The following is a 26,437-nucleotide window of genomic DNA, read 5'->3' as shown; positions in this document are numbered from 1 at the left end:
AGACCCCAGCCAACCGGCTAAACCAGCTGCTACAAGCGGCCTAACCCCCAGCGTTGCTCCCACCAATTGACTTTGCCATGCAAACACTGTCATCAAGTGCCACCTCGGCGCGGGCAGCGGGGCCTACGAGTCCATGCTCGCGTAGCGCTCCGGGCGGGCCAGCACCTGGCCGATCTGCGCAGTGCCGGCCGCGACAGCCAGGCGGACCAGCAGGAACCCGGCCGCGAACACCCCGCCGATGGTCAGGAACACCACAGGCTGGGTCAACAGGACGGCACCTGTCAGCGGCAGGACCAGGACGGCGGCAGCAGCTGCGGAAATGCCCGCCACCAGGAACAGGGGCGACATCACTGCCTTGACCCGTGCCGCCGCCATAAGTTTCCGGGGCATTCCCACCCGGTCCAGGGCTACCAGTGTCGAGGCCCGGTCAAGGACTGCCGCAGCTTGGTTCACCCCGGCTGAGCATGCCACCATCAGGAACGAACCCAGCAGCGTGATCATCACACCGGTATTGATGTCCCGGACCAGCAGGGCGGTTTCGTCCCCCGCACTGCCTCCCATGGTGTCGGCCACCGCCATGCCCACCCCGACGAAGACTCCCACAAAACTGGTCATCGCGACGCCCCCAACTTGCCGCCACGATTCCTTGGGACTCTCCAGTACGGTCCTTGCAGCCAACAACTGCTCCGGACCCTTGGCACGCTTCAATTGCGAGGATGCCCGCAGGCGCAGGATCCAGGGGCCCATGAGGTTCAGCGCCAGGAGGGCCAAACCGAAGCAGCCGCCCATCACGGCGATGATCACAATGAAAGCCCCGAAGCTGCTGAGCATCCCCATCGCCACCACTCCGGTCACCACAACAACAGCCGCAATGAGACCGCGAACCCAATGGGCGCCGTCGGCCGTCTGCCTGGTCCGGACGCCCAGCGGCGTCACCACCACCTTCCGCAGTCCCAACGCGGCGCTCGCCGCTGCGAGAACGCAGACCGCCAGGACACAGCCAAGGATGGAAGGCACGGACAACCACGCGTGGCCGCCGATCGCCTGACCGCGGAACTGGATCAGGCCCAGGAACGGAGCCGCGCAGGCGTACAGTCCGGCACCAGCCACCGCGCCTACAGCTGCCAGGGCCGTGGACTCAATGACCGTCATCCAGACCACCGTCGCGCTGTTCGCGCCCAGCAGCCGCAAGGAAGCCAAGCGGTCATCACGACGCCGGGCGGCCAGTCGCGCGGCTGAGGCGCCGAGGGTCAGCAACGGGATGATGAGCAGGACCATGGCGACGACGGCCAAGGCCTGGTAAGTGCCGGCGATGCCGTCAGTCCAGGACCAGAAGACCTGTGAGCCACCGGCAACGGTGAGCAGGAGGGCAGTGACGGTCCCGAACGCAAGGATGGGCAGCCCGGCGTCGCGAAGGGCGGTTTCGCGGAGGCTGCTGCCACTGCTTCGCGCGAGATACGGGGTGAGGCGCAGGGCCAGGCTGAGGCTAGACATTGAAGGCACCCTTGAAGTTAGTGGTCGCGTGAGCCGCCTGGACCGGACTGGCAACGGTGCTGCCGCTGTCCGCCACGATCCTGCCATCGCGGAGTTCCACCACGCGTTGGCAGCGCGCAGCCACATTGGGATCGTGGGTGACAACCAGCAGGGTCCGCCCGTTGGCGGCCACAGAATGCAGCAGCACATCAAGGACCTCGGCTGACGTTGCCGAGTCCAGGGCGCCGGTGGGCTCATCGGCAAAGACCACCCTGGCACCTGTCACCTGGGCACGGGCGATGGCCACACGCTGGACCTGTCCGCCGGACAGTTCACCGAGCCGGCGCTGTTCCATACCCGCCAGGCCCAGGGCCGCGAGCCACTCCGCAGCGCGGGACTCGGACGTCGGGCGGTCGGTGCCGTTCAGCATCAACGCCAGGGCGACGTTCTCCACGGCAGTCAGTTCCGGCAGGAGCATTCCCTGCTGGAAGACGAAGCCGAACTCTTCGCGTCGCAGGCGCGAGAGTGCCGCGTCCCCCAGGCTGTCCAACCGGAGCGGCGCCGAGGGAGTGCTCAAGGTGATGGAGCCGGCGTCGGGCCTCAAAATTCCGGCGAGGCAATGCAGAAGCGTCGTCTTGCCCGAACCTGACGGCCCGATGATCGCGATGGATTCCCCGGCATTCGCAGTGAAGTCGACGTGGTCCAGGGCGATGCTGCCGGGGTAGTGCTTGGTGAGTTGCTGAGCGTGGAGGATGGCGTTCATAAGACCAGCATCGCCAATGAGCCCACGCCGCAGCGTCCGTCTACCGGGTGAACTCTGCGCGCCGGCCTCCACCCGGGGTATGAGGGCTTACGCCTCCGCGATCCTCAGTTTCGCGACGCTTTCAGCCAGTACGCGGCGCGCATCTTCCCCAAGAAGCGAGTCGGTAATGAGTTCATCCGTCTCTTCCAGCTGGGCAATCGAGGCAATGCCCACCACGCCCCATTTGCTGTGGTCGGCCAGGACAACGGTGCTGCGTGCCGAGGCCATGAAGGCGCGGTCGGTCTCTGCCTCCAGCAGGTTGGGAGTCGTGAAACCGGCTTGCGCGTCCATGCCGTGGACACCCAGGAAAAGCAGGTCAAGGTGGAGCTGCTTCAGCGAAGCGGTGGCGATCGGGCCTACCAGGGCGTCCGACGGGGTGCGCTCGCCGCCGATCAGGATCACCGTGGATCCGAAGCGGCCAGGGCCCGAGGACGCGCCGTGGTGGAAAAGATCCGCAATCCGCACGGAGTTGGTCACCACGGTGATCCGGGGCCCATTGACCAGTTCCTTGGCCAGGGCCCAGGTGGTGGTACCTGCACTCAGGCCAATCGCCATGCCCTCCTGGATCATGGAAGCAGCCTCGACGGCGATGGCATGCTTTTCGGCGGTAAGCTGCGTGGATTTCAGTTCGAATCCGGGTTCGTGGGTGCTGGCGTCGCCCGGCAGCTTGGCTCCGCCATGGATGCGCTCAACCCGGCCCGTTTCCTCGAGGGCTTCGATGTCCCGGCGAACGGTCATGGGGGAGACACCCAGCTGTTGGGCAAGATCAGAGACCCGCACCACGCGTTCGCGCTGGACGGCATCGATGATGGCGGAGTGGCGTGCTGCCTGAAGCATCAGGGCCTTTCTGGGATCCTCGTCAAACATGGGTCTGAGTCTGGCTCCAGTCTATGGCGCGGCCCCCGTTTAAAGGCGTGACGACGCCATTAAACGCACGACGTCGCCGCTCACCCCGGGAGGTGGGCGGCGACGTCGTTATGCCGGGTCCGGGACGCTACTTGCGCAGCGACTCGGCGATCTGGGTCATGATTCCGGGGTCGGCCAGGGTGGTGGCGTCGCCGGTGTCGCGGCCTTCTGCGATGTCCTTGAGGAGACGGCGCACGATCTTGCCGGAGCGGGTCTTGGGCAGTTCCGGGACGATCAGCAGCTGCTTGGGCTTGGCGATCGGTCCGATTTCCTTGCCCACGTGGTTGCGCAGTTCCAGGACGGTTTCGTCGCCGTTGTTCACGGCGTCACCGCGGAGGATGACGAACGCGACGACGGCCTGGCCGGTGGTCTCGTCAGCGGCACCGACCACTGCTGCTTCGGCGACGGACGGGTGGCTGACGAGGGCGGATTCGATTTCGGTGGTGGAGAGGCGGTGGCCGGAGACGTTCATGACGTCGTCCACGCGGCCCAGGAGCCAGACGTCGCCGTCTTCGTCTTTCTTGGCACCGTCGCCGGCGAAGTACATGGCCTCAAAGCGGGACCAGTAGGTGTCCTTGAACCGTTCCGGGTCGCCCCAGATGCCGCGGAGCATGGAGGGCCACGGTTCGCGGACCACCAGGTAGCCGCCTTCGCCATTGGCTACTGACTGGCCGTTTTCGTCCACCACGTCCACGGCGATGCCGGGCAGCGGAACCTGCGCGGAGCCGGGCTTGGTGGCGGTCACACCGGGCAGCGGGGCGATCATTTGCGCGCCGGTTTCGGTCTGCCACCAGGTGTCCACGATCGGGGCCGGGTGTTCTTTCTTCTCGCCGTTCTTGCCGGCGTTGCCGCCGATGACGTCCCGGTACCACATCCACGCTTCGGGGTTGATGGATTCACCTACGGAGCCGAGGACGCGGATGGAGGAGAGGTCGTACTTGTCCGGGATGTCCCGGCCCCACTTCATGAACGTCCGGATCGCGGTGGGGGCGGTGTAGAGGATGGAGACCTTGTACTTTTCCACGATTTCCCACCAGCGGCCCTGGTGCGGGGAGTCGGGGGTGCCTTCGTACATGACCTGGGTGGCGCCGTTGATGAGCGGTGCGTAGGTGACGTAGGAGTGGCCGGTGACCCATCCGACGTCGGCGGTGCACCAGTACACGTCCGTTTCGGGGTGGAGGTCGAACACGGCTTTGTGGGTGTAGGCGCCCTGGGTGAGGTAGCCGCCGGTGGTGTGCAGGATGCCCTTGGGCTTGCCCGTGGTACCGGAGGTGTAGAGGATGAACAGCGGGTGCTCGGAGTCATGCCCGACGGCGGTGTGCTCGTTGGATGCCTTGTCCACGGTGTCGGACCACCACAGGTCGCGGCCTTCGACCCAGTTGACGTCCTCGCCGTTGCGCTTGACCACCACGACGTTCTGGACCGTGTGGCCCTCTTTGGACAGGGCTTCGTCCACCGCTGGCTTCAATGCACTGGGCTTGCCGCGGCGGTACGTGCCATCAGCGGTGACCACCAGCTTGGCTTCGGCGTCCTCGATCCGGGAACGCAACGCGTCAGCGGAGAAGCCGCCGAACACCACGGAGTGCACGGCACCGATCCTGGCGCAGGCCAGCAACGTGATGACCGCTTCGGGGATCATGGGCAGGTACACGGCCACACGGTCGCCCTTGGCCACGCCGAGGGACTCGAAGGCGTTAGCGGCCTTCTTGACCTCTTCGGTCAGCTCCGCGTACGTGTAGCTGCGGGTATCACCGGGCTCACCCTCGAAGTAGATGGCGACGCGGTCGCCCAGGCCGTTCTCCACGTGCCGGTCCAGTGCGTTGTAGGCCGCATTGATCTCGCCACCGACAAACCACTTCGCGAACGGCGGGTTGGACCAATCAAGGGCCTCGGTGAAGTCCTTATCCCAGGTCAGCAGCTCGCGGGCCTGTTTGGCCCAAAAAGCCGGGCGGTCAGCCTCAGCTTCTTTATAGGCATCCGCTGACGTGATCGCGTTCGAGGCGAACTCTTCCGAAGGCGCGAACTTGCGGTTCTCGTGAAGGAGGTTTTCAAGCGCCTCTACGTGTGGGGCCTGCCCGTTCTGAGCCGAAGAAGCTGCAGCGGTGGCCGTGGATCCGGTGGTGTCCTGGGACATGGTGAACCTCATTATTCATCGATCTTTGCTGCGCGGAGCCCGCCGTGAGGTCCGCAGAGTATTGTCCGCCTTCCACACTATCGCCTCGAAAGGTCCTACGTGTGCGTGGTCACAAACGTGGCAGCGAGCGGCGCATTTTTAGCGCCGAATGGCACCTTGGGCGTCTAGGAAACGCTTACATGACGCCCGACGGCGGTGCCCGCCTGCCGCTGCGGACCCCGGAAGGCGTGCCGGATTCTGTAAGTAACCTTGGAGTTCCCTGTGGGCCGGGCAGTATGACCGTTTTCAGCTAGAAGGCTGTCAGTGGGGTGGCATAGGCTGAAGAAGTCTTGGGACGCATCTTCAGGCGTGTCCGGTGTTGCCGCGGAATCCCGCGTGGATCACCGGACCGGACTGCCCAAGGCGCCGCCGTACGAAGGAGAAATACATGAACCAGCTGAGCCCAGGACCGCACGACTCACAGCCGACGGGACCGGACACCACGGCTGGAACGGCCACAGCAGCAAGTAGCAACGCCGCTGCGCAGGGTACCTCTGCCGTGCCGGGAAAAAGCGATGCCACAACAAACGGCGCCGCCAAGTTCGACGCCGTCGCCGGCCCCTTCACCATCCGGGACCTCACCGTCTTTGGCTCGACGCTGCTGATGTTCGTCGCGTCCCTCCTGCCGATGTTCGGCTCGCTCTACAACCTGTGGAACCTCGGAAACCTGTTCTTCCTCCTGCTGGGCATCATCCTGCCCCTGGTTGTTGTTGCCCTCTTCGTCGCCCGGCGCTTGCAGCCGGGGACGATCATCCGGGTTGGCTCGCTGTCCATCGATCAGTTCGCCTCCGTGACAGCGTCCTTTGCGTTCCCCCTGTTCTTCCTGACCCTTGCCATTGACTTCAATGGCAGCGTGCTTCTGGGCTTGATTGGTTCCGTGGGCTTGCTGGCCGCGACGGTCCTTGCCCCGCACCTGCCCTTGCTGTCCGCCGATTTCAAGGGCCGCGCTGAGACTCCGGCCCATGTTGTCGCCCGTGAAGCAGCGGTGCCCAGCCGCAAGCCGGTTGCACCCAAGGCACCGAAAGAGCCCAAGGCTCCCAAGCCCACCGCGACGACGTCAACGGTCACTCCGGGCGCTGCCAACGCGGGTGCGGGTTATCAAGGGTCCTCAGCGGCGTACCCGGCATCCGGTCCCGCTGCCACTGCCGCATCTGCAGCCGGCCCGGGCGCGGGTGCTCCCGGCACCGGAAACTCCGCTACTGGCAGTGCCAATGCCGTCGCCAGCCCCTTTGCTCCGCCGGCAACCTACGGAAGCACGCCGTCGCCTGTAACGGAAGCTCCCGCCGTCGTGCACTCTGCCGACTCCAAGCCCTTTGGGGAGCCGGCTGCCGGCCCCGAAGCCGCTGCCGTATCTGAACACGCCGGGTCAGCGTCGCCTGAGCGCGCAGACGCCGTGAAGGATCAGCAGACCGCGGACGAGTCCGCGGACTCCCGGCCCGTGGCTGCCGAGCCGGCCACCACCCAGCACCCGCAGCGGCCGGCCGCACAGCAGCCCGCCGCGCCGCAGACAGGAGCCCAGCAGGCCGCTACCCAACAGCCGTGGGCTGCCACCATGGCCACCCCGATCGTTTCCGGAGATACCCGGAAGGTCAGCGACACCATCGGCGCAACCGTGGATCCCGCCAGCCGGCCGGAAGAGTCCGACGCGCCGCAGTACGAGGCGTTTTGGTTCGCCGTGGCCCAGCCCCGCACTGCGTACGACGAACAATCGGGCGCTCCAGCCTTCGTCATCGAACCAGGCGGCTGGGTGCTCGCGCTCGAAGACCGTGGCCATGAGTTCCTGGTCCAGGACACCGACGGCAAGGTCGGGGTTCTCCGGGAGCTCAGCAACATCGAACGCGGCTAGGCAGGGACGCCGTGGCCATCGCCGAAGCCGGCTCCCTCCTTGCACTCAAGCGCAGGGCCCGCAAGATCAACAGGGTCCTCGCTGAGAAGTATCCCTACGCGCACGCGGAGCTGGACTTCAGGAATCCCTTCGAGCTGGTGGTGGCCACGGTCCTATCCGCCCAAACCACGGACGTCGCGGTCAACCAGGTCACCAAGATACTGTTCGCCCGCTACCCCGATGCCCGGGCCATGGCCGAAGCCGAGCCCGCCGAGCTGGAGGCGATCCTCCAGCCGACGGGCTTCTTCCGGGCCAAAGCCCGGAACGTCCTGGCGCTAAGCACGCGGCTGGTGGATGAGTACGACGGTGAGGTCCCCGGCAGGCTTGAGGACCTGGTGACGCTCGCTGGTGTCGGGCGCAAGACCGCCAATGTGGTCCTGGGAAACGCCTTCGGGATTCCCGGAATCACCGTTGACACGCACTTTGGCCGCCTGGCCCGCAGATTCGGATGGACGGAGTCCGACGACCCCGTCAAGATCGAATTTGATGTCGCCGAATTGTTTGAACCCCGGGACTGGACCATGTTGTCGCACCGTGTGGTTTTCCACGGACGGCGGGTTTGCCACTCCCGGAAGCCGGCCTGCGGCGCGTGCCCGGTGGCCAGCCTGTGTCCCAGCTACGGGGAAGGCGAAACGGACCCCGTCAAGGCCGCCAAACTCCTGAAGTATGAGCTGGCCCCCGGCAACGAGGAATTGCTGGAAAGGCTGCTGGCCGAGACAGACCGCGCCGCGGAGATCCGCATGGAATCGCAAAGGAGGCCCGGGTGACCGCGCTGGAGGAACTGACCGCGCTGGTGTCCCGTTTTGAGGCGGGCCAGCAGAAGGATTCCGCCCTATGGGACCTGCTCCCGGTCACGGCCGAGACCAACCGCGCAGCTGCCGTCCTCATGCTTTTTGGCGTCCTTGATGATGTTCCCGCCGAGTCAGGACGGCAGATCGCACCCGCAGACCTTGACGTCCTGCTGCTGGAACGGGCGCACACCCTGGATGACCACCCGGGGCAAGTGGCATTCCCGGGCGGCAGCGTGGACCCAGAAGACGAGTCAGTGGTGGCAGCCGCCCTGCGCGAAGCAGTAGAAGAAACGGGGCTGGATGCCGGCGGTGTCCGCGTCCTTGGCGTGATCCCGGAGCTTGGACTCATCCGCAGCAACTTCAGGGTAACGCCGGTGTTGGCATGGTGGGATGCTCCGTCGCCTGTCCGTGTGGTGGACTACGCTGAATCGGCACAGGTGTTCAGAGTTCCGGTCCGGGATCTGCTGGACCCTGCCAACCGCGTCACCGCCACGATTTCCCGCTTGGGCCGAACCTACACAAGCCCGGGCTTCACCATCAACGGCGTGCTGGTGTGGGGCTTCACCGGTATGGTCCTCAGCGGCCTCTTCGACGAGCTGGGTTGGACTGTGCCTTGGGACAGAGCCAACCTTCACCATCTCGACCTCTGACAGCGCCGCCGGTGCAGCCGTTCAGGCGGCCTTGCGTGCCGGCGTCGAACGGTCCACGATCAAGCCGGTGGCCGCATTCTCCCGAACGGCCTTGATACCGGCCACAACGCCGTCAAGGTGCGGGAACGTCGGCGACTCCGCCACCACGGTTCCATCGGCTGCCGTGAGGCGGAACCGGTATGCCCGATCGTTTTCCTTGAGAATTTCAAACCTGCCTGCCATGCTTTTCCCCCTTGTGATGCTTTCCTGCATGCCCTGTGGGTCGCTGAAGCTGCCCACACTGTGAAAATATCGGCAAGCGGCGGCGAACCAAAGTCAACCGTCATTCGTGGGTCATCGCGCCTCATACGGCGAGATGTGACTGGAAAGTGTTCAACCTGGCGGCTACTGTGCGGCTATTTCGCCTTGTCATAGGATTCGACGACGGCGACGCTCACCGGGAACTCCACCGGGATCCGCCCGAACATGAGCTCTTTCGCAGCCGCAGCGGACTCTTCAATGGCACGGATGCAGGCGTCCACGGCGATATCGGGGGCGTGGACCATCACCTCATCGTGCAGGAAAAACACGAGCTCCCCGGACGGCGACCCTTCCGAGCGCAAAGCCCGCAACCGGCGTCGTAATTCCGCGAGCCAGCAGGCAGCCCACTCAGCTGCAGAACCCTGGACGACAAAGTTGCGTGTGAAGCGGCCGCGTGAGCGGGCCATATTGTCCGCCCGGCGTTGTTCCTCGGCGGTGGTCGATTGCTGGCTCCGCAGCCACCCAACAGAGGGCGGCGGGCTGCTCCGGCCAAGCCGGGTAGTGACAGTCCTGCCGGCCTCGCCCTCGCGGGCGGCCTGTTCCACGAACCCCACGGCGCGGGGATACGTTCGGGCCAATTGGGGCATGAGCCTGCCCGATTCGCCGGTGGTGGCTCCGTAAATCGCACCCAGCAGTGCAATCTTCGCCTTCGCCCGGTCGCCGCCAAAGCCTTGGGCTGCGATGCCGGCGTAGAGGTCCTTGTCGCGGGCAGCCTCGGCCATTTTTGTGTCCTGGGCCAAGGCCACCAGAACCCGGGGCTCCAACTGCGACGCGTCAGCCACGATCAGCTTGTGTCCCGGGTCAGCGTGGACCGCTGCACGGATATTGCGCGGGATCTGCAGGGCGCCTCCACCACGCGAGGCCCAGCGGCCTGACACCACGCCACCCACCACGTATTCGGGATGGAACCGTCCTTCACGGACCCACGCATCCAACCATGCCCATCCATTGGCGGTGTGCAGCCGGGAGAGCTTTTTGTAGGCGAGCAACGGCTGGATGGCCGGGTGCTTGGACTCCTGGAGTTCCCACTGCCGTGTGCTCTTGACCTCGATGCCGTTGCGGTGGAGGGCCCGCATCAGATCCTGCGGGGAATCGGGGTTCAGACCGGGGGAGTTGAGGATGGTCCGCAACTCAGCGCAGAGAGCTTCCAAAGCAGGAGGCCTGTGTCCGGGTGCCGGTCGGGGGCCAAGCACGTCGGCCAGGATCTGCTGATGCAGCTCCTCACGCCAGGGAACCCCGGCATGCTGCATTTCGACGGCAATGATCGCGCACGCCGATTCCGCTGCGAGCAGCAACTGCAGCCGTTGCCTGCATTGGTTGTCAGTAGTCAGGTCGGCGACCGCTTGCTGTTGGGCCGCGAACTCCGCCTTCAGTTCGGCCAGCCCAGCCCCCGGAGCCGCCGGGGAAAGGTCCTCGAAGAGGGCGCCCTGGTCCGCCGGCGGTGGTGGCGGCTGGAGGATGCGGGGAGGGACGTCGTCGTCCTGGGTGAGCTTGACCGCATTCTTCGCATAGTCCGTGTGGGCGGTGAATTCCGAATGCGCCAGGATTGCCCCGCACAGCGCCAGGTCGTGGCACCGCTCCAGCTCGACGCCCTGGGCCAGCAGTTCGGGGTACCAGTCCTGCGCGCGTTGCCACACCCAGCGGGGCCGCTGGGCTTCGAATTCACGGACGACGCCGGCCAGCTCACCACGGGTGAGGACGCGGGCGTCGGCAGTTGCCTTCCCGGTGGGGGAGAGCCGCTGTATGGCTGCGCCATCCTGGTGGGCGGCGAGCAGCAAATACATGCATTCCATTCTGCCCTGTTGCTTGCGCTGCCGGTGTACAGCCGGACTTTTGCGTGTTACTTGTCCTCCACATCCCTTGTTGGCGCATCGCGTGGGCGGTTTTTGCACATACGGGCGGCCGCTCCTTACCGGGGTTCCGGGATTCGGCCACTGTGGTTCCATGAGCAAGCGAAATCGTAGGCACCGGCAATCCATCAGCCCCGCAACGGAAGGGGAGCCGAACAGATCGTGGCTGCCCCGGGATGCCTCCGGGGTACTCCTCGTTTCGGCGGACCCGTACCTCCAGGAGGAGGCAAAACGGGTGGTGGCCGCGGCAGGTGGAACGCTTCGAACAGCCGTCAGCGTGACCGAAGCCGTCCACGGATGGGACAGCGCGGACGTTGTCTTGGTGGGCAGCGATGTTCGTGAACTGCCACCTCGACGGCGGCCGCCCTCAGTACTGCTGGGCAGGGCGGGTGAAGGAGACGGGCTTTGGAGGTTGGCTGCTGCGCTGGGGGCCGACCGGGTGGCAGTCCTTCCGGAAGCAGCCGCTTGGCTGGCCGAGTATCTGAGCATGTCCGGAGCGCCCGACCCCGGAGGAACAGTGACGGGGATCGTTGGTGGATGCGGCGGCGCCGGCGCGTCAACAGCGGCCATCTGGCTTGCCCAGGCCGCAGCCTCGGAAGGCGTCAGTACCCTCCTTATTGACGGAGATCCTTGGGGAGGTGGACTGGAACTTGCCCTGACGGACGGGTCTGTCCCGGGTCTTCGATGGCCGGATTTCCAGGAAAGCCGGGGCAGTATTGATCCTGCCCAGTTCAGGGATTCCTTGCCTGCCGCCGGTGGATTCGCGTACTTGTCCTGGCCGGGGACGCGGGAAGCGGTGAAGAGTCCCGATGCTGGTGCCGTTGCCGCCATCATGGACGCTGCGCGCCGGGGGTTCGAACTCATTATCGTGGACCTCGGACGCAGCGGCGAAGGCGTGGGAAGACTCGCGTGGGACTGCGACAAACTGTTGTTGCTGACCACCGCCCACCTCAGGTCTGCAGTCGCATCCGCCCGGATCCTGAACGAACTTCCACCCGTGGAGACAGGGCTGATCGTGCGCGGGAGCAACGCATCGCCCGTCAGCCCCTCCTTCATCGCCGAATCGCTCGGGCTTCCATTGGTCGGCGTTGTTCCCGAGGTGCGTGGCGTCGCCGCAGGCACGGAACTGGGCCGCTTGCTTGAAATGGGCAGACGCAAGAGCGTCGGCCGCTTCACAGACGAGGTGCTGGAGCTGAACGGAGCCATCCAGTGAGCCGCTTCGTTGACGGTCCACGCCGCCGGCAGAACCCGAAACTGGACTCGGTACTGCTTGAAACGGTTCGCGGCTCGGTACTTGCCAACAACGGACCAGTCACTCCCTCCTCGGTGGCAGCAGCTGTGCAGGCCAGCGGCAGGTTGCTGGGCACTGCCGGAGCTTTGGAAGCCGCAGAATCGATCAATGCCGAACTGAACGGGCTCGGACCTTTACAGCAGCTCGCCCACGACCCGGCCGTCACTGACATTTTCGTCAATGCACCGGATTCGGTGTGGTTCGACCGCGGGCGAGGCCTGGAACGCAGTTCACTTTGTTTTGACGCCGAGCACCAGGTACGTTCTCTCGCATCCCGGCTGGTCGCCGCAGGGGGACGCCGGCTGGATGATGGTTCCCCGTGCGTGGACGTCCGGCTGAAGGGCGGCTACCGGGTGCACGCAGTGCTGTCTCCCATCTCCACCGCCGGAACTCTCTTGTCCATCCGCATCCGCCGCGAAGAAGTCTTCACACTGGCGGAGCTGCGGGAAAGCGGCATGTTCTGCGACAGGGTGGAGGCGGTTCTCCGTGCCATCATCGCGCAGAGGCTGAGCTTCCTGATCAGCGGCGCCACGGGATCAGGGAAGACCACCCTCCTGTCCACCCTGCTGGGCCTCAGCGATCCGGGCGAACGCATGGTGCTGATTGAGGACGCTGCAGAACTCAACCCGGTCCATCCCCACGTTGTCAGCCTTGAATCCCGCCACGGAAATCTTGAGGGCGGAGGCACATTGGACCTGGGTGAACTGGTCCGCCAGGCGCTGCGCATGCGGCCGGACCGGCTGATCGTCGGGGAATGCCGGGGTGCTGAGGTCCGTGAACTGCTGACGGCCTTGAACACGGGCCATACCGGTGGCGGTGGCACCATTCACGCCAACACAGCTGAAGCGGTGCCCGCGCGCCTTGTTGCCCTCGGCGCATTAGCCGGGTTGAACGCCGAGGCCGTCCGGTTGCAGGTCTCCTCGGCCCTGGACGCCATCATCCATGTGGCCAGGAACCACTCCGGACGCAGGGTGGCTTCCATCGGAGTGATGACCCAAACCCCGAAAGGACCGGAAGTGGTCTCCGCCCTCAGCCTGGGTCCAACCGGGATATCGCACGGACCGGCGTGGCCGGAACTCTCCGGTCGCCTTTCCCTGAACCGCCAACCATGACAGTCGTCTTCGTCCTCGCCTTGGCTTTGGCTGCCTGGCTGCAGTTCCGGAGCAACCAGTCTGATCGCGGCCGCCTGGCGAACAGCCTGGGCATGGAAGGGGAGGCTCTCGCCCCTTCGCCACTCCAGTTCCCGTTCCTGCGGTTGCGGCGTCATCGACCTGCCGGGGCCCTGCCCCTTGTGGTCCTGGTCCAGCAATTGGCGGCACTCCTGCGGGGAGGCCGGGGGACGTCACGGCTATGGGAAGAACTGTGGCTTGTCCATGCCTCCCGATCCTCGGGGGAAGCTGCCGCGCCTGCCCAGGCCGGAAGCGGTGTTGCCTCGCTTTCCGCCACGTCGCTAAAAGTACTGGCTGCGGCGCGGGCCGCGTCCAGCGTGGGAAATTCCCCGGCTGAAGCGATCCGCGGAACTGCAGCGCAGAGTTACCCATCCCGGGGAAGCTCCGAGCGCAGGGTGTGGATGGAACTGGCTGCCTGCCTCGACGTTGCCGAAAGCAGTGGATGCCCCTTGGCAGAGCTCTTGGCCCGGTTCGCGGCACAACTGGAAGCCGAAGAGGATGCCGAGGCGGCACGCCAAACAGCGCTCGCGGGGCCGAAGGCCACCGTTCGGCTGCTGTCGTGGCTGCCGCTGCTCGGGCTGGCGCTCGGCATGGCGCTGGGTGTGGACCCCCTGGGTATCCTGCTGGACAACCCCTGGGGCATTGCCACTTTCGCGACCGGGCTTCTGCTCACAGCAGCGGGACGCATCTGGTCGTCGAAGTTGGTTGCAGCCGCGGTGGGAGGAATCTGATGCCCGGAGCATGGGTCCTCTTGATGATGGGCGTCCTGGCGCTCGCAGCGTTCGTTTCATTCCCGCTCCGGCACCGCGCAAGCTGGCTCCTTGCAGATCGGGCCGGTAGATCGGGCGTGCCCGGGACATCAAGCATGCCCGGCACATCAAGCGTGCCCGGCACAGCGTCGGACGGCGAGGCTCGGGAGACCGTGAGCGCCGCAGCGGACGGCCTTCGCGACACCGCCATGATGCTGGAGCTGACGGCTTCCATGCTGGATGCCGGGGCGGGGATAGGGAGGGCATTGGAACTCCTCGCCAGAGCGGCGTCGCCCCCGATCAATCACTCGTTGAGACCCGTTGTAGCGGCGCTGGCCATTGGCGCCGACTGGGAAACCGCGTGGCAGACGCCTCAGCGACACGCCCCTGAGGCGCTGCGCCTGAGGGATGCCCTCGCCTTCGCCGCTCTGACCGGAGCTCCCTCCGCGTCGATCCTCTATGCGCAGGCAGCCAGGGAACGGCGCGAGCACTTCCGGGCGGCAGAGAAACGTGCCGCGGCATTGGGCGTGAAACTCGTGGTGCCGTTGGGGCTTTGCTCCCTTCCGGCCTTCATCTGTCTGGGCATCGTGCCCGTACTGATCGCCATGCTTCCCGCGGCCTGAAGCGGACGTTCCGCCGTCGCTCGGCCGCGCTCCGCGGCACTGCTCCTCCACATGCGGTCGATCCGGAGGGTTTTCCACTTGCAGGAATCCGGTTCTTCCGAGGCCTGCCCGGGCCGCGGAAGAGTCAAAGCAGCCAGTGAATGCTGGCATCCCTTGAAAGGAACACACCGTGAAAACAACAGTCAGCCCGCCCCTCGCCGAGCTCATCGGCCCAAGTGTCCCATCCCTCCCCGCCCGTAAGGCCGAGTCAAGCCAAGCGGTTGTGGCGCTCCGGGAACCCGAACCGGGCGCAACATCCGTGCGTTTGCGAACCAGGCAAGGCCGCCGGTCGAACAGTCGCCCACGGACCGGCTCCCTGAAAGGGTTGATGGGTTCGGAAACGGGCATGGCCACCGCCGAGTACGCGATCACCACCCTGGCCGCCGTTGGCCTGGCCGGATTGCTCGTGGTCATCCTGCGCAGCGAAGAAGTCCGGGGCTTCCTGCTCAACGTCATCCGCACGGCTTTGTCGCTGCCATGACAGAAGTGCTGCCTGCCCGCAGGAGAGTGGTCGCAGCAGCGCGGGAGCGGGGCGCCGTCACTGCCGAGTTCGCTGTCGCCTTGCCGGCTGTGGTGTTGCTACTGGCTTTCCTGTTGGCAGGCGGCGCTGCCGGCCTCACACAATTGCGGCTGGAAGAGGCTGTGAGGGCCGGAGCCAGGGCCGCAGCGCGGGACGAGTCCATTGACTCGGTGAAAGATACCGTCGGACGGCTTGCGGGGAAGGACGTCGCGTCGTCAGTGACCGACGACGGCAGCTGGCTCACGGTCACTGCCTCATCACCGGTCGGGGGCGCCTTGGGGTCGTTGATCCCATGGCGCCTGACAGCTTCGGCGGCCGCTCGCGCAGAGACGGGAACTCCATGAGGAACCGAACCATCAACGTCGATTCAGAGCGCGGGTCCGGGACGGTGCTTGCGCTGGCCTTGGGTGCTGTGGTGATCGCCCTCCTGCTTGGCCTGCTCCTGTTGGCACAAGCAGCGGTCATGGCCTCCCGGGCGGCGTCTGCTGCCGACCTCGCGGCCCTTGCAGGAGCCGATGCTGCCCGGGGCCTGACGTCGGGAGAGCCTTGCGCCGTGGCGGAAAGCGTGGTGGGGCAGCACCACGTAACCCTGGCATCCTGCGTGGTGACAGGTGGGGAGATCGTGGAGGTGGTTACCGAGTTGGCTTACCCCTTCAACGTAGGAGTCGCCTCGGGCCACGCCAGAGCGGGACCCCCACCGTAACTGCCGGAGCGCTTAGACGGCGTCCTTCAGCAGGACGCCGAGGAGGGTGATGGCGGCTGCCTTGTCCAGGGGATTGTTCTTGTTGCCGCATTTGGGCGACTGGACGCAGGACGGGCAGCCGGCCTCGCATTCACAGGCCTTGATGGCCTCCCGGGTCGCGGTCAACCAGGTTTTGGCTTTTTCGAAGCCCCGCTCCGCGAATCCGGCGCCTCCGGGATGTCCGTCGTAGACAAAGATCGTAGGTACCCCGGTGTCGGCGTGCAGGGCGGTGGAAACGCCGCCGATGTCCCAGCGGTCGCTTGACGCCACCAAGGGCAGAAGGCCGATGGCGGCGTGTTCTGCGGCATGGAGCGCGCCGGGGAACTCAGCTTCCACCAGTCCGGCGCCGTGCAGCGAGCGGTTGTCCACTACAAACCAGACGGCCTTGGTAAAGAGATCCCGGGCTCCGAGATCCAGCGGTTCCTCGCCGAGGATCTCATTTGAAATCAATGCCTTGCGTTGGAAGGAAACTACTTGGGTGGTTACTTTGACGTCGCCGAAGTGCACGGTGATGTCGCCCCATTGAACGGTGCGTGTGGTTTCCAGCACCTCGATCTGCGTCACGTCCCGTGCCGTGGTGTAGAAGTCGGGGTTCACGCGGCGGACCATGACGCAGTGGTCGGTCTCATTGAGATCCTCCACCAGATAGCTGTCGCCCTGATGGACGTAGATTGCCCCTGTGTGGGCCTGGTAATGCGTTTGTGGCGAGTCCATGGTTCCCAGGAGGGACCCGGTCTCGGCGTCCACGATGCTCACCGGTCCACCGCCGTCGGCCCGCAGGTTCACCATCCCGGCTGCGCTTTCCGGGTGTGTCCAGAACCATCCTGCCGGCCTCTTGCGGAGATAGCCCTGGGCCACCAAGCGATCAAGGAGGCCCTCTGCCGTGGGGCCGAAAAGGTCGAGTTCCGCCGGGCCGATGGGCAACTCCGCGGCCGCCGCGCACAAGTGCGGGCCAAGGACATAGGGGTTGCCCGGATCGAAGACAGTGGCTTCCACCGACACGTCAAAGATGGCCTCGGGGTGATTCACCAAGTAGGTGTCCAGGGGGTCGTCGCTGGCAACGAACGCAGCGATCGCGTCCTGTCCGGCACGCCCTGCGCGGCCAATCTGTTGGAACAGCGAAGCCCGCGTCCCGGGCCACCCCGCCACCAGCACAGCGTCCAGTCCCGAGATATCGATGCCCAGTTCAAGGGCAGACGTGCTGGAGACTCCGAGCAGTTGGCCGGATCTCAGTGCTTGTTCCAGGGCACGCCGTTCTTCGGGCAGATAACCGGATCTGTAGGCAGCCACCCGCCCCGGCAGGCTGGGATCCACCTCGTCCAGAAGCCTCTTGGTAATGGACGCAATGGACTCCGCCCCGCGCCGGGACTTGATGAACGCGATGGTGCGGACCCGCGAGGAAACCAGGTTGGCCAGGATGTCGGCCGTTTCGGCGACTGCCGTCCGCCGCTGTTTGGCCCCGTTTTCACCTTTGACGTCAGTCAGTGCAGGTTCCCAGAACGCCACTGTGGTGGATCCGTGCGGGGAGCAATCCTCGGACACTTCCCGCACCGGGGCACCGATAAGCCTGCCAAAGGAGACAGCGGGATCGGAGGCGGTGGCCGAGGCCGCGATGAACACCGGCTCGGGGAAGGAGGTCCCCGCGCCGTAGTAGGCGCAGATCCGGCGCAGACGCCTCATGAGGTTCGCTACATGCGAGCCAAAGACTCCACGGTAGCTGTGTGCTTCGTCCACGATCACGTAGCGAAGCCTCCGGAAGAACCTGGCCCACCACGTGTGGTTGGGCAGTATCCCGAAGTGCAGCATGTCCGGGTTCGCCAGGATGAAATTGGCGTGGTCGCGGATCCACCGACGCGACGAGACGTCAGTGTCGCCGTCGTAGGTTTCGGCCCGGACGGTGGGCAACTTCAAGGCGCGGATCGCGGCGAGTTGGTCTGCAGCCAGGGCCTTGGTGGGGGAGAGGTAGAGCGTGACGGCGCCGTCGTCGTGGATTTTCCCCGGATCAGCCAGGACCCGCAATTCGGATCGATGGATGGCATCCAAGGCCGGCAGTTGGTACGCCAGGGACTTCCCCGAAGCGGTTCCGGTGGCGATGACCACGTGCTGGCCGCCATGGGCTATGTCCGCGGCCTGGATCTGGTGCCGGTACGGTTCCTGGATACCCAAGGTGTCGTAAGCAGCCACGACATCCGGATGCACCCAGGCCGGCCAAGGCTCATTGACGGCCTTTCGAGCAGGGATCGTGTGGACATGGCGAAGCTGCTCAGGGTCGGGGGTCCGGCCCAGCAAGGAGATCAGCGAATTCGGTGCAGCCACCGAATCATTCTGTCACTCTACGGAGACGCTGACGGCGGCCCACCGGGGAGCCGCCGTCGAGCCCGGCCGCCAAGCGGCAAACGTCAGGCCCCGGAGAGGTCCGAGCCATCCGCTCCACTGGCCGACATCATGAGCACGTGGCACACGACGTCCCAGCCAAGGTGCGAGTAGAGCTTCTGGCCATCAAGGGAGGCCAGGAGGAGGCCGTTCTCGACGTCGTGGGAGAAAGCCTGGGCGGCGAGTGCCTTCATGATGAAGCTGCCCAGTCCGCGGCGCTGGAACCTGGGTTCGGTGACGATCTTGTCGAATACGGCGGTGCCGTCCACCACATACACCCTGCCGCTGGCAGCCACTTCTTCGCCGGAATGCACCACTGCGTAGTGGACCCCGTTGGATTCGGAGGTGGCAAGTTCAAGGTCGTCGTCGGGAAGCCAGGGGTCCTCGGCATCCTGGGTTTCCATGTCGACGATCATCATGGTTTGTGAAGCGGACGTCACTTTCAGGCCCTGTTGTTCGGCCAGGTACTTATACCGTTGGACGTCGTTGGTGAGCACCGTCAGGATCCGGGTGGGGGCTTCTGCGGTTTTGCCCGCCAGGACAGCGAACTCTTCGTCGGAGGGGTCGTGGGCGAAATATTCCCAGTCACCTGTCTTGTCGGCGCGAAGTGCGGCAGGGAAGCGTCCCTCTTGGCGTGACTCATAGCCCCGGCAGCCGGACCAGCCGGCCACCCAGACTTCCAAGAGGTGAGCAATGTCTTCAACCAAGGCGTCTGGACTCATGTAGAGAGAGTATGCCAGCGCTCCCTGAAGGAACAGAGCGAGGTCAGCGGAAGGATCGTTGCTTATTGAATTGTGACGTAGTCCCTCCGGCGCAACCGGATTTTACTGCACCAAGTACCCTTTAACAGTGGCTTTGAACCGAATTGTGCTCTTCTATGGCTTTACCCCGATCGCCGACCCGGACGCCGTGCGTCTGTGGCAGCGCGCCCTCTGCGAAAAGCTGGGCCTCACGGGCAGGATCCTCATTTCCAAGGACGGCATCAACGCCACCGTGGGCGGCGAACTGAACAACATGAAGCAGTACGTCAAAACCACCCGGGAGTACAAGGGTTTCCATGGGATCGACTTCAAATGGTCAGAGGGCAGCGCCGCGGATTTCCCACGGCTCAGCGTCAAGGTCCGCGACGAAATCGTTTCGTTTGGCGCGCCGGGCGAGTTGAAGGTGGATGAGAACGGTGTTGTGGGCGGCGGCAAGCACCTGCAGCCCGAGGAACTTCACGCCTTGGTGGATGCGAAAAAGGCCGGCGGCGACGACGTCGTGTTCTTTGACGGCCGCAATGCGTTCGAAGCCCAAATCGGCAAGTTCAAGGATGCGATCGTGCCGGATGTGGATACCACCCACGACTTCATCAAGGAACTCGATTCCGGCAAGTACGACGACCTCAAGGACAAGCCGGTGGTGACTTACTGCACCGGTGGAATCCGTTGCGAGGTGCTCTCCAGCCTGATGGTCAACCGGGGCTTCAAAGAGGTTTACCAGTTGGATGGCGGCATTGTCCGCTACGGAGAAACGTTCAAGGACCAAGGCCTCTGGGAAGGCTCCCTCTACGTGTTCGACAAGCGCATGCACGTCGAATTCAGCGAAGACGCCAAGACCATCGGCGAGTGCGTGAGGTGCGCATCGCCCACCAACAAGTTCGAGAATTGCTCCAACCCCAGTTGCCGCACGCTCACTCTGTACTGCGCCGAATGTGCGTCAAGCCCGGAAACGCTCCGCTGCCCCGGTGGCTGCGACGCGGCCTGAGCGAAAGCTCATAGCCTGCTTACCCGATACGCAAAGTTCGCATCCGCGCCCGCCCCGACGGTAATGGCAAGCACGGCGTCCTTTTCCAGCTGGACCACGCTGACCCGGGCGTTGGCACATCCCAGCGTCAGATCGACGAGTTCTGCCTCGCCCACTTTGACCGAAAACGAAACCCGCCGCGTGCCTCGGCAAGCCAACGTCACCGCGTACGTGCCGCCCGGCAGCTGGACTGTCTGCTCAGTCCTTGACTCGCCGGCGGCAAGGGAGCCGCTGCTTGAATAGAACGCCTGCCCTTGGGATTCGGGCAGAGCGGCCGTGGCCCACTCATCCAGGGCCTTGCCGGTGACCGTTGATTCCAGAGCTGGATCCGGCGGGAGAACCACGTTGGTGGACGTCGGGCCGGGACTGCTCGCGGCCCTGCTGCCGTCTTCGTACGTATATTCGCAGGCGCTGACGCTTCCGCAGAGCACAAGGAGTGCGACGGCGGCCCTCGCCAGCCGCTGCGCCGTTACGGAGGGAGCTGCCTTGCTGCCCATGAGCTGACTTTACGCCCGTGCGGGCTCCGGCTGAAGGCCGCCCCCGGGGATCGTTGTGGCGGTGTTCTAGCTGCCTGAAGGGACCAGGTGGTAGGCAAAGATCAGAGGAGCGTCAACACTGCTGGTTGAGATGCTGACAGGGCCGTTTCCAGGCACCTTGATCTTCACCACATCGAGGCTGGCGTTGCAGGCTGCCGCGGCGTCGGTGATCTTCTTCCCGCCCGAAGAAACCGCGAAGTAGGCCTTGCCGCCGCCATCGCATGCCATGGTGAGCGTGTAATTTCCGGCCGGAACGTCGGCGGACTCCTTAACAAGCGGATCCCGGTTGAGGATTTTGCCTGAATCCTCCAACACAGCGGTGCTGGTAGCGGGGAGGACTTTCTCCTTCCACGCAGGGACGTCGGCATCCTGGATGTTGACCGGAGCCTGGCAGGCTGAGACCCCCAGCAGTGCGGCAGCAGCGATGGAAACAAGGCCGGCAAGGCGCCTTGCAGTGGAGAAAGTGAGCATGGATCCAACGCTACCGGGTTCGGAAGGCGTGCTTTGTCCACATAGGGCGACAGACGAACCCATGGGCAGCTGTGCCGCACCTACACTGGCAAGGTGACTGACACAGCTTCCTTGTTTACCGCCGGCAATACTGACGATGCTCCCCGCAGCGACCAGCCGGACCTTCTTCTGGCCCTCTCCTCGGACCTTCGTGCCATCTCCTACACCGTGGACGGAGTGGCCGGGCTCCTGGGCGGGTCAGCCTCGGAAGCGCTGTCCCGGGACCAGCTCGTTCCAGCCCTGTTGGCCAGTGAACGTCAGCTGCTCTCCGAAGACCCGGCCGTCCGGGCGCTGGCTGTCATTGTCCGCCTGTGGCTTTTGGCGGTTCCGCAAAACGTCGCTGATGTCGATGCCGCACTGACCGGAACCGGGTCGAGCGGACTGGAAAGTCTGGGACTTGTAACTGTTGAGTCCGGGATGGTCCAGGCCAGGGTGGACCTTCGTCCCTATGGCTGGGATGCCAACGCGGACGGCACCGGTGGAGCGGAACTGTGGGTGGCCAGCGACCTCGCTGCCCATCAGCAGCCAGGGGTTTTGAGGCACGATCACGTCCTGGGGATTGGCCGGGCCTCCACAACGCTTGTCCAGACCACGTCCCGGCGCCACACCGTACGCGCGTTGGATCTGGGGACGGGCTGCGGGATCCAGACATTCCACCTCCTGCACCACTGTGAGCATGTCACGGCCACGGATATCTCCCCCCGGGCGCTCGCCTTCACCCGCTTCAATCTCCTGCTCAACGCCACTGAGCTGGACTTGGACCCCGACAACCTGGAAGCCCGCGTGAGCTTGAGGCTGGGCTCGCTGCTGGAGCCGGTGGCCGGGGAACTGTTCGGTCTGGTGGTGTCCAACCCGCCGTTCGTGATCACTCCCCGCACCGGCGGTGAGTCCTCTGCCGAGCAGTTCACCTACAGGGACGGCGGATTGGCAGGTGACGGGATCGTGGCATCACTCGTGCAGTCCCTCGCCTCCGTCCTCGAACCGGGCGGTACCGCGCAGATGCTGGGCAACTGGGAGATTGCCGCGGGGGCGGACTGGAAAGACCGTCCGAAGGCCTGGCTGAAGGATTCAGGTTTGGATGTGTGGTTTATCCAACGCGAGCAGGTTGGCCCGGAGCAATACGCTGAAACGTGGCTGCAGGACGCCTCGCAGAACCGTGAAGGCGGCCATTACAAGGACGCCTACGCCGCCTACCTCAGCGACTTCGCTTCCCGGAATGTCGAGGGAATCGGTTTCGGCATGATCCTGCTGCGCCGCCCCGAGGCCGGGCACGGTGCCGTTATCAACCGCTTCGAGGAAATCACCTATCCCATAGAGCAGCCGATTGGGCCACATCTGGGTTCCGCGGTGGAGAGGGCGGACTGGGTGTCCGCGCACCCCATCCCGGAGGCGCATCTCATAGTGGCCGAGGACGTGACCGAGGAACGCCACCAACGGCCTGGAGCAGCCCATCCGGGTGTCATCCTCCTGCGTCAGGGGGCCGGTCTGCGGCGTACCAACCTGCTGAGCACGGAACTGGCCGGCTTTGTTTCAGCCTGCGATGGGCAGCTGTCTGTCAGGCAGATCGTTTCTGCCTTGGTGGCATTGCTGGGCGGAGACGATACCTTCGACGAAGGTGTTTTCCGTGAGGGATTGTTCAGCGAGGTCACCAACCTGGTCCTCGATGGTTTCCTGCTTCCCGACCCGGAGCGGTACGGCTCATGAATGGCCCAGGCGTGCCGCGCCCGTCGACGTCCGGTCGCCCCGATAGTGACCCTGACTACACTGATGAAGTGATTGCGAACAACGAGACATCCCAAACGTCGGGAGACGCCCCGCGGCGGAAGCGGGCAGAGAAGACGGTTGAGATTACCGATCCCAAGGCTATCCGCGCCTTGGCGCATGCTGCCCGCATTGAGGTCATCTCCGAGCTCTACGCTACCCAGGTAAGCCACACGGCCACCGAACTTGCCGCCAGGACGGGCCTGACCCCGAGCGCCATGAGCTACCACCTCCGGGCTCTCCAAAAGTGGGGAATTGTGGCACCGGCGGAGAACTCGGGAGATGCCCGTGAAAGGCGTTGGAAAGCGGCCGGGACGGACTTCACGATTTCCGGAGGCAGCGTCGCCAGCCCGGAGATCGCAGTGGTGGACTTGGAACTGGACGCCTTCCGACGCAGGGCATCGGCATTTGCCAAAGCCCGGGGTGAGCGGCGTCAGCGGGGGGAAACGGGGGAGGAGCCCGCAGCCGTGGTCCTCTCAAGCAACCTGCTGTACCTGACCAACCCGCAGAGGAAAGAGCTTGCGGACAGGATCCGGGAGGTTGTGCGGGAGTACGAACTTGAGGATCCCACCCGGATTCCCGAGGGTGCGCAGCGAATGGCAACCTTGTGGTCAATGATCCCTGACGACCGCGTGGCACCGGGCCAATAGCACCATCCCAGGTCCCCGAAGGACCGCCTGGTTTCCCTGGCCAAAACGCAGGATTCTGCAAACTATGGTGAACTAGGCCAATATGGGCAGCAGCCCAATTACACATTTTTTCTGTAGGAGCACCGTGCCCAGCAAGGCAAAAACCGGCAAGAAACTCGTGATCGTGGAGTCTCCGGCCAAGAGCAAGACCATCGCCAAGTACCTTGGCGAGGGCTTCATCGTCGAGGCTTCCATCGGCCATATCCGGGATCTTCCCCAGCCGTCAGACCTCCCTGCAGAACTGAAGAAGACTTCGCTGGGCAAGTTCGCGGTGGACATCGAAAACGACTTCAAGCCTTACTACGTGGTGTCTCCCGACAAGAAGAAAAAGGTTGCCGAGCTCAAAGCCCAGCTGAAAGATGCTGACGCTCTCTACCTCGCAACCGATGGGGACCGCGAAGGCGAAGCCATCGCGTGGCACCTCCTGGAGGTCCTGAAGCCCAAGGTTCCCGTATACCGGATGACCTTTGGCGAAATCACCAAGGAAGCCATCCACCGGGCCATGAACAACCTGCGCGACGTCGACACGGCGCTGGTCGATGCCCAGGAAACCCGCCGTATCCTCGACCGGCTCTACGGTTATGAAATTTCCCCCGTGCTGTGGCGCAAAGTAGCCCGCGGACTCTCGGCGGGCCGCGTGCAATCCGTGGTGACCCGCATGGTCGTGGACCGTGAACGCGAACGCATGGCCTTCCGGGCAGCCTCGTACTGGGACCTGACGGGGCAGTTCGGCGCAGGATCAGGATCCTTCAAGGCCAAGCTCGCCGCCGTGGATGGTGCCAAGGTGGCCAGCGGCCGCGACTTCAACGACAACGGCCAGCTCACGTCCAGCAACGTTGTCCATCTCAACGAGGAACTGGCCACGTCTCTGGCGTCAGGGCTGGAAAACGCTGATTTCCGTGTCCGTTCCGTAGACACCAAGCCGTACACTCGCCGGCCTGCAGCTCCGTTCACAACCTCGACGTTGCAGCAGGAAGCCGGCCGCAAGCTCCGGTTCTCCTCCAAGAGCACCATGCAGATCGCGCAGCGCCTGTATGAAAACGGCTACATCACCTATATGCGTACCGACTCCTCGGCGCTGAGCGATGAAGCGCTGACCGCTTCCCGCCGCCAGGCTGCTGAACTGTACGGACCCGAGTACGTACCCCAGAGCCCGCGCGTTTACGCAAACAAGGCGGCCAACGCCCAGGAAGCCCACGAAGCCATCCGCCCCGCTGGTGACTCCTTCCGCACTCCGGCCCAGGTTGCCAAGCAGCTTAGCGGCGACGAATTCCGGTTGTACGAACTCATCTGGAAGCGCACCGTCGCCTCGCAGATGGCCGATGCCAAGGGATCCACTGCCACGATCCGCCTGGGCGCAGTTGCCGCCGATGGACGTGACGCAGAGTTCTCCGCCTCCGGCACCGTCATTACGTTCCCCGGCTTCCTTGCCGCCTACGAAGAGGGCAAGGACGAAAGCCGCGGCGACGACGAATCCGATGAAGCCCGCCGCCTGCCGAACGTTGCCAAGGACGATTCCCTGACTGCTTCGGACATCGTTGCTGTTGGCCACGAAACGTCCCCGCCCCCGCGGTACACGGAAGCGTCCCTCACCGCAGAGCTGGAAAAGCGCGGCATCGGCCGCCCATCCACATATGCGTCCACGATTTCCACCATCCAGGACCGCGGATACGTCCGGAAACAGGGCTCTGCCCTGGTTCCCAGCTGGATTGCCTTCTCGGTGATCCGGTTGCTGGAGCAGCACTTCACGGACTACGTGGACTACGAGTTCACGGCCGACATGGAAGGCGACCTGGACAAGATCGCCAACGGCCAGGCAGCGGGTACCGCCTGGCTCAAGCACTTCTACTACGGTGAAGACGCCGATCCCGGCCTGCTGAGCATCGTCAACAACCTGGGCGAAATTGATGCGCGGGAAATCAACTCGGTGCCGATCGCCGAAGGCATCACACTGCGCGTTGGCAAGTTCGGACCCTACCTGGAGAGCTCCATCCCCACGGTGGATGAGAAGACGGGCGAGGTAGTTGAGTCTGCCCGTGCCAATGTCCCTGAGGAACTCGCTCCCGACGAGCTCACGGCCGAAAAAGCCAAAGAGCTCATGGAGACAGCCGCTCCCGAGGAACGCGTTCTGGGAACCGACCCGCACACCGGTCACACGGTTGTGGCAAAGAATGGTCGCTACGGTGCCTACGTCACCGAGATCATCCCGGAAATGACCGAGGAACAGTTGGCCAACCAACCGGTCGAGTATTACAAGAACGGCAAGCCCAAGCCTCCGAAGAAGCCGGTCAAGGCAAAGCCGCGCACCGGTTCGCTCTTCAAGTCCATGACGGTGGACAGCGTGACCCTGGATGAAGCGCTGCAGCTCATGAGCCTTCCGAGGGTCCTGGGCGAGGACGCCGAAGGCAACCCCATTACAGTCCAGAACGGCCGTTTTGGTCCGTACTTGAAGAAGGGCACGGACTCGCGGTCCATCGGATCCGAAGAGGAAATCTTCACGATCACTCTGGACCAGGCGTTGGAAATCTACTCGCAGCCCAAACAACGTGGAGCGCGGGCGGCCGTCCCGCCCTTGGCCGAGTTCGGCCCTGACCCAGTGTCGGAGAAGAACATCGTCGTGAAGGAAGGCCGCTTCGGGCCCTACATCACGGACGGCGTCACGAACATCACTGTCCCGCGCTCAACCTCGCTTGAGGAACTGACCCGGGAACGCGCCGTCGAGCTCTTGGCTGAAAAGCGGGCCAAGGGACCGGTCAAGCGGACCACTACACGTAAGGCCCCGGCGAAGAAAGCCGCGGCGAGGAAGTAGCCGGGACGTCG

General features: G+C 64.6%; 24 protein-coding genes. 14 read left to right on the top strand and 10 right to left on the bottom strand.

Annotated features, from left to right (window positions below; genetic code table 11):
- Nucleotides 1–123: 123 nt before the first annotated feature.
- The 4 genes from PV760_RS02595 to acs form a co-directional block, all read right to left on the bottom strand.
- Nucleotides 124–1,494, bottom strand: a complete 1,371-nt coding sequence (locus tag PV760_RS02595; protein ID WP_235338949.1) for an FtsX-like permease family protein — start codon at nucleotides 1,492–1,494, stop codon at nucleotides 124–126.
- Nucleotides 1,487–2,236, bottom strand: coding sequence for an ABC transporter ATP-binding protein (locus PV760_RS02590; RefSeq protein WP_039242814.1), 750 nt, complete (start codon nucleotides 2,234–2,236; stop codon nucleotides 1,487–1,489). The genes PV760_RS02595 and PV760_RS02590 overlap by 8 nt, the downstream gene beginning before the upstream one ends.
- 87 nt (nucleotides 2,237–2,323) lie before the next feature.
- Complete coding sequence (locus PV760_RS02585) at nucleotides 2,324–3,112, bottom strand: DeoR/GlpR family DNA-binding transcription regulator (RefSeq protein ID WP_354627095.1); 789 nt, start codon at nucleotides 3,110–3,112, stop codon at nucleotides 2,324–2,326.
- Nucleotides 3,113–3,269: 157 nt separating this feature from the next.
- Entirely contained in the window at nucleotides 3,270–5,315 is a 2,046-nt protein-coding gene (gene acs, locus PV760_RS02580; protein ID WP_354627092.1) for an acetate--CoA ligase, read from the bottom strand.
- A 427-nt stretch (nucleotides 5,316–5,742) separates the two neighbouring features.
- On the opposite strand from acs, the gene PV760_RS02575 reads away from it, so the two are divergent.
- The 3 genes from PV760_RS02575 to PV760_RS02565 are packed head-to-tail and all read left to right on the top strand — an operon-like array spanning nucleotide 5,743 to nucleotide 8,680.
- Complete coding sequence (locus tag PV760_RS02575; protein ID WP_354627091.1) at nucleotides 5,743–7,200, top strand: hypothetical protein; 1,458 nt, start codon at nucleotides 5,743–5,745, stop codon at nucleotides 7,198–7,200.
- Nucleotides 7,201–7,211: 11 nt separating this feature from the next.
- The gene (gene nth, locus PV760_RS02570) at nucleotides 7,212–8,006 is read left to right on the top strand and encodes an endonuclease III (protein ID WP_354627090.1); all 795 of its coding nucleotides are present in this window, start codon (nucleotides 7,212–7,214) and stop codon (nucleotides 8,004–8,006) included.
- Nucleotides 8,003–8,680, top strand: coding sequence for an NUDIX hydrolase (locus tag PV760_RS02565; RefSeq protein ID WP_018777034.1), 678 nt, complete (start codon nucleotides 8,003–8,005; stop codon nucleotides 8,678–8,680). Before nth ends, PV760_RS02565 begins: the two co-directional genes overlap by 4 nt.
- Before the next feature lie 21 nt (nucleotides 8,681–8,701).
- Here the strand turns inward: PV760_RS02565 and PV760_RS02560 are convergent, their stop codons facing one another.
- Both PV760_RS02560 and PV760_RS02555 read right to left on the bottom strand, forming a co-directional pair.
- Complete coding sequence (locus tag PV760_RS02560; RefSeq protein ID WP_179128305.1) at nucleotides 8,702–8,902, bottom strand: YegP family protein; 201 nt, start codon at nucleotides 8,900–8,902, stop codon at nucleotides 8,702–8,704.
- Between the two features lie 173 nt (nucleotides 8,903–9,075).
- The gene (locus PV760_RS02555) at nucleotides 9,076–10,764 is read right to left on the bottom strand and encodes a bifunctional 3'-5' exonuclease/DNA polymerase (protein WP_354627089.1); all 1,689 of its coding nucleotides are present in this window, start codon (nucleotides 10,762–10,764) and stop codon (nucleotides 9,076–9,078) included.
- A gap of 160 nt (nucleotides 10,765–10,924) precedes the next feature.
- On the opposite strand from PV760_RS02555, the gene ssd reads away from it, so the two are divergent.
- The 7 genes from ssd (at nucleotide 10,925) to PV760_RS02520 (ending at nucleotide 15,924) form a co-directional block, all read left to right on the top strand.
- Nucleotides 10,925–12,043, top strand: coding sequence for a septum site-determining protein Ssd (ssd, locus tag PV760_RS02550; protein ID WP_354627088.1), 1,119 nt, complete (start codon nucleotides 10,925–10,927; stop codon nucleotides 12,041–12,043).
- On the top strand, nucleotides 12,040–13,233 hold the full coding sequence (locus PV760_RS02545) for a TadA family conjugal transfer-associated ATPase (protein WP_354627087.1): 1,194 nt from the start codon (nucleotides 12,040–12,042) through the stop codon (nucleotides 13,231–13,233). The genes ssd and PV760_RS02545 overlap by 4 nt, the downstream gene beginning before the upstream one ends.
- On the top strand, nucleotides 13,230–14,021 hold the full coding sequence (locus PV760_RS02540) for a hypothetical protein (RefSeq protein ID WP_354627086.1): 792 nt from the start codon (nucleotides 13,230–13,232) through the stop codon (nucleotides 14,019–14,021). The genes PV760_RS02545 and PV760_RS02540 overlap by 4 nt, the downstream gene beginning before the upstream one ends.
- Nucleotides 14,021–14,662 carry a type II secretion system F family protein gene (locus PV760_RS02535; RefSeq protein ID WP_354627085.1) on the top strand — a complete coding sequence of 214 codons (642 nt, stop codon included), beginning with the start codon at nucleotides 14,021–14,023 and terminating at the stop codon, nucleotides 14,660–14,662. The genes PV760_RS02540 and PV760_RS02535 overlap by 1 nt, the downstream gene beginning before the upstream one ends.
- 169 nt (nucleotides 14,663–14,831) lie before the next feature.
- Nucleotides 14,832–15,182, top strand: a complete 351-nt coding sequence (locus PV760_RS02530; RefSeq protein WP_231949019.1) for a DUF4244 domain-containing protein — start codon at nucleotides 14,832–14,834, stop codon at nucleotides 15,180–15,182.
- Entirely contained in the window at nucleotides 15,179–15,565 is a 387-nt protein-coding gene (locus PV760_RS02525; protein ID WP_055971123.1) for a TadE family type IV pilus minor pilin, read from the top strand. Before PV760_RS02530 ends, PV760_RS02525 begins: the two co-directional genes overlap by 4 nt.
- Nucleotides 15,562–15,924: an Rv3654c family TadE-like protein gene (locus PV760_RS02520; protein ID WP_039242804.1), complete on the top strand. Its 363-nt coding sequence runs from the start codon at nucleotides 15,562–15,564 to the stop codon at nucleotides 15,922–15,924. The genes PV760_RS02525 and PV760_RS02520 overlap by 4 nt, the downstream gene beginning before the upstream one ends.
- A gap of 12 nt (nucleotides 15,925–15,936) precedes the next feature.
- Here PV760_RS02520 and PV760_RS02515 read toward each other — a convergent pair whose 3' ends face one another.
- Together PV760_RS02515 and PV760_RS02510 are read right to left on the bottom strand one after the other, a co-directional pair.
- Complete coding sequence (locus tag PV760_RS02515; protein WP_064721415.1) at nucleotides 15,937–18,279, bottom strand: DEAD/DEAH box helicase; 2,343 nt, start codon at nucleotides 18,277–18,279, stop codon at nucleotides 15,937–15,939.
- 83 nt (nucleotides 18,280–18,362) lie between these two features.
- Nucleotides 18,363–19,058 (bottom strand): GNAT family N-acetyltransferase, encoded by a 696-nt coding sequence (locus PV760_RS02510; protein WP_079580963.1) that lies wholly within the window; start codon nucleotides 19,056–19,058, stop codon nucleotides 18,363–18,365.
- A 127-nt stretch (nucleotides 19,059–19,185) separates the two neighbouring features.
- Between PV760_RS02510 and trhO the strand changes: the two genes are divergently transcribed.
- Nucleotides 19,186–20,082 (top strand): oxygen-dependent tRNA uridine(34) hydroxylase TrhO, encoded by an 897-nt coding sequence (gene trhO / locus PV760_RS02505; protein WP_055971129.1) that lies wholly within the window; start codon nucleotides 19,186–19,188, stop codon nucleotides 20,080–20,082.
- Nucleotides 20,083–20,090: 8 nt separating this feature from the next.
- Here the strand turns inward: trhO and PV760_RS02500 are convergent, their stop codons facing one another.
- Nucleotides 20,091–20,618, bottom strand: a complete 528-nt coding sequence (locus PV760_RS02500; RefSeq protein ID WP_018777021.1) for a DUF6023 family protein — start codon at nucleotides 20,616–20,618, stop codon at nucleotides 20,091–20,093.
- Between the two features lie 66 nt (nucleotides 20,619–20,684).
- Nucleotides 20,685–21,128, bottom strand: a complete 444-nt coding sequence (locus PV760_RS02495; protein ID WP_052247271.1) for a DUF6023 family protein — start codon at nucleotides 21,126–21,128, stop codon at nucleotides 20,685–20,687.
- Between the two features lie 93 nt (nucleotides 21,129–21,221).
- Between PV760_RS02495 and PV760_RS02490 the strand changes: the two genes are divergently transcribed.
- The 3 genes from PV760_RS02490 (at nucleotide 21,222) to topA (ending at nucleotide 26,426) form a co-directional block, all read left to right on the top strand.
- On the top strand, nucleotides 21,222–22,871 hold the full coding sequence (locus PV760_RS02490) for a DUF7059 domain-containing protein (protein WP_354627084.1): 1,650 nt from the start codon (nucleotides 21,222–21,224) through the stop codon (nucleotides 22,869–22,871).
- The gene (locus PV760_RS02485; RefSeq protein WP_026267060.1) at nucleotides 22,868–23,578 is read left to right on the top strand and encodes an ArsR/SmtB family transcription factor; all 711 of its coding nucleotides are present in this window, start codon (nucleotides 22,868–22,870) and stop codon (nucleotides 23,576–23,578) included. Before PV760_RS02490 ends, PV760_RS02485 begins: the two co-directional genes overlap by 4 nt.
- A gap of 124 nt (nucleotides 23,579–23,702) precedes the next feature.
- The gene (gene topA, locus PV760_RS02480; RefSeq protein ID WP_354627083.1) at nucleotides 23,703–26,426 is read left to right on the top strand and encodes a type I DNA topoisomerase; all 2,724 of its coding nucleotides are present in this window, start codon (nucleotides 23,703–23,705) and stop codon (nucleotides 26,424–26,426) included.
- Nucleotides 26,427–26,437: the final 11 nt, after the last annotated feature.

It is taken from the genome of Paenarthrobacter sp. CC6 (assembly GCF_040560085.1).
Taxonomy (GTDB): domain Bacteria; phylum Actinomycetota; class Actinomycetes; order Actinomycetales; family Micrococcaceae; genus Arthrobacter; species Arthrobacter nicotinovorans.
This window is presented reverse-complemented; position numbering and strand designations above follow the sequence as displayed.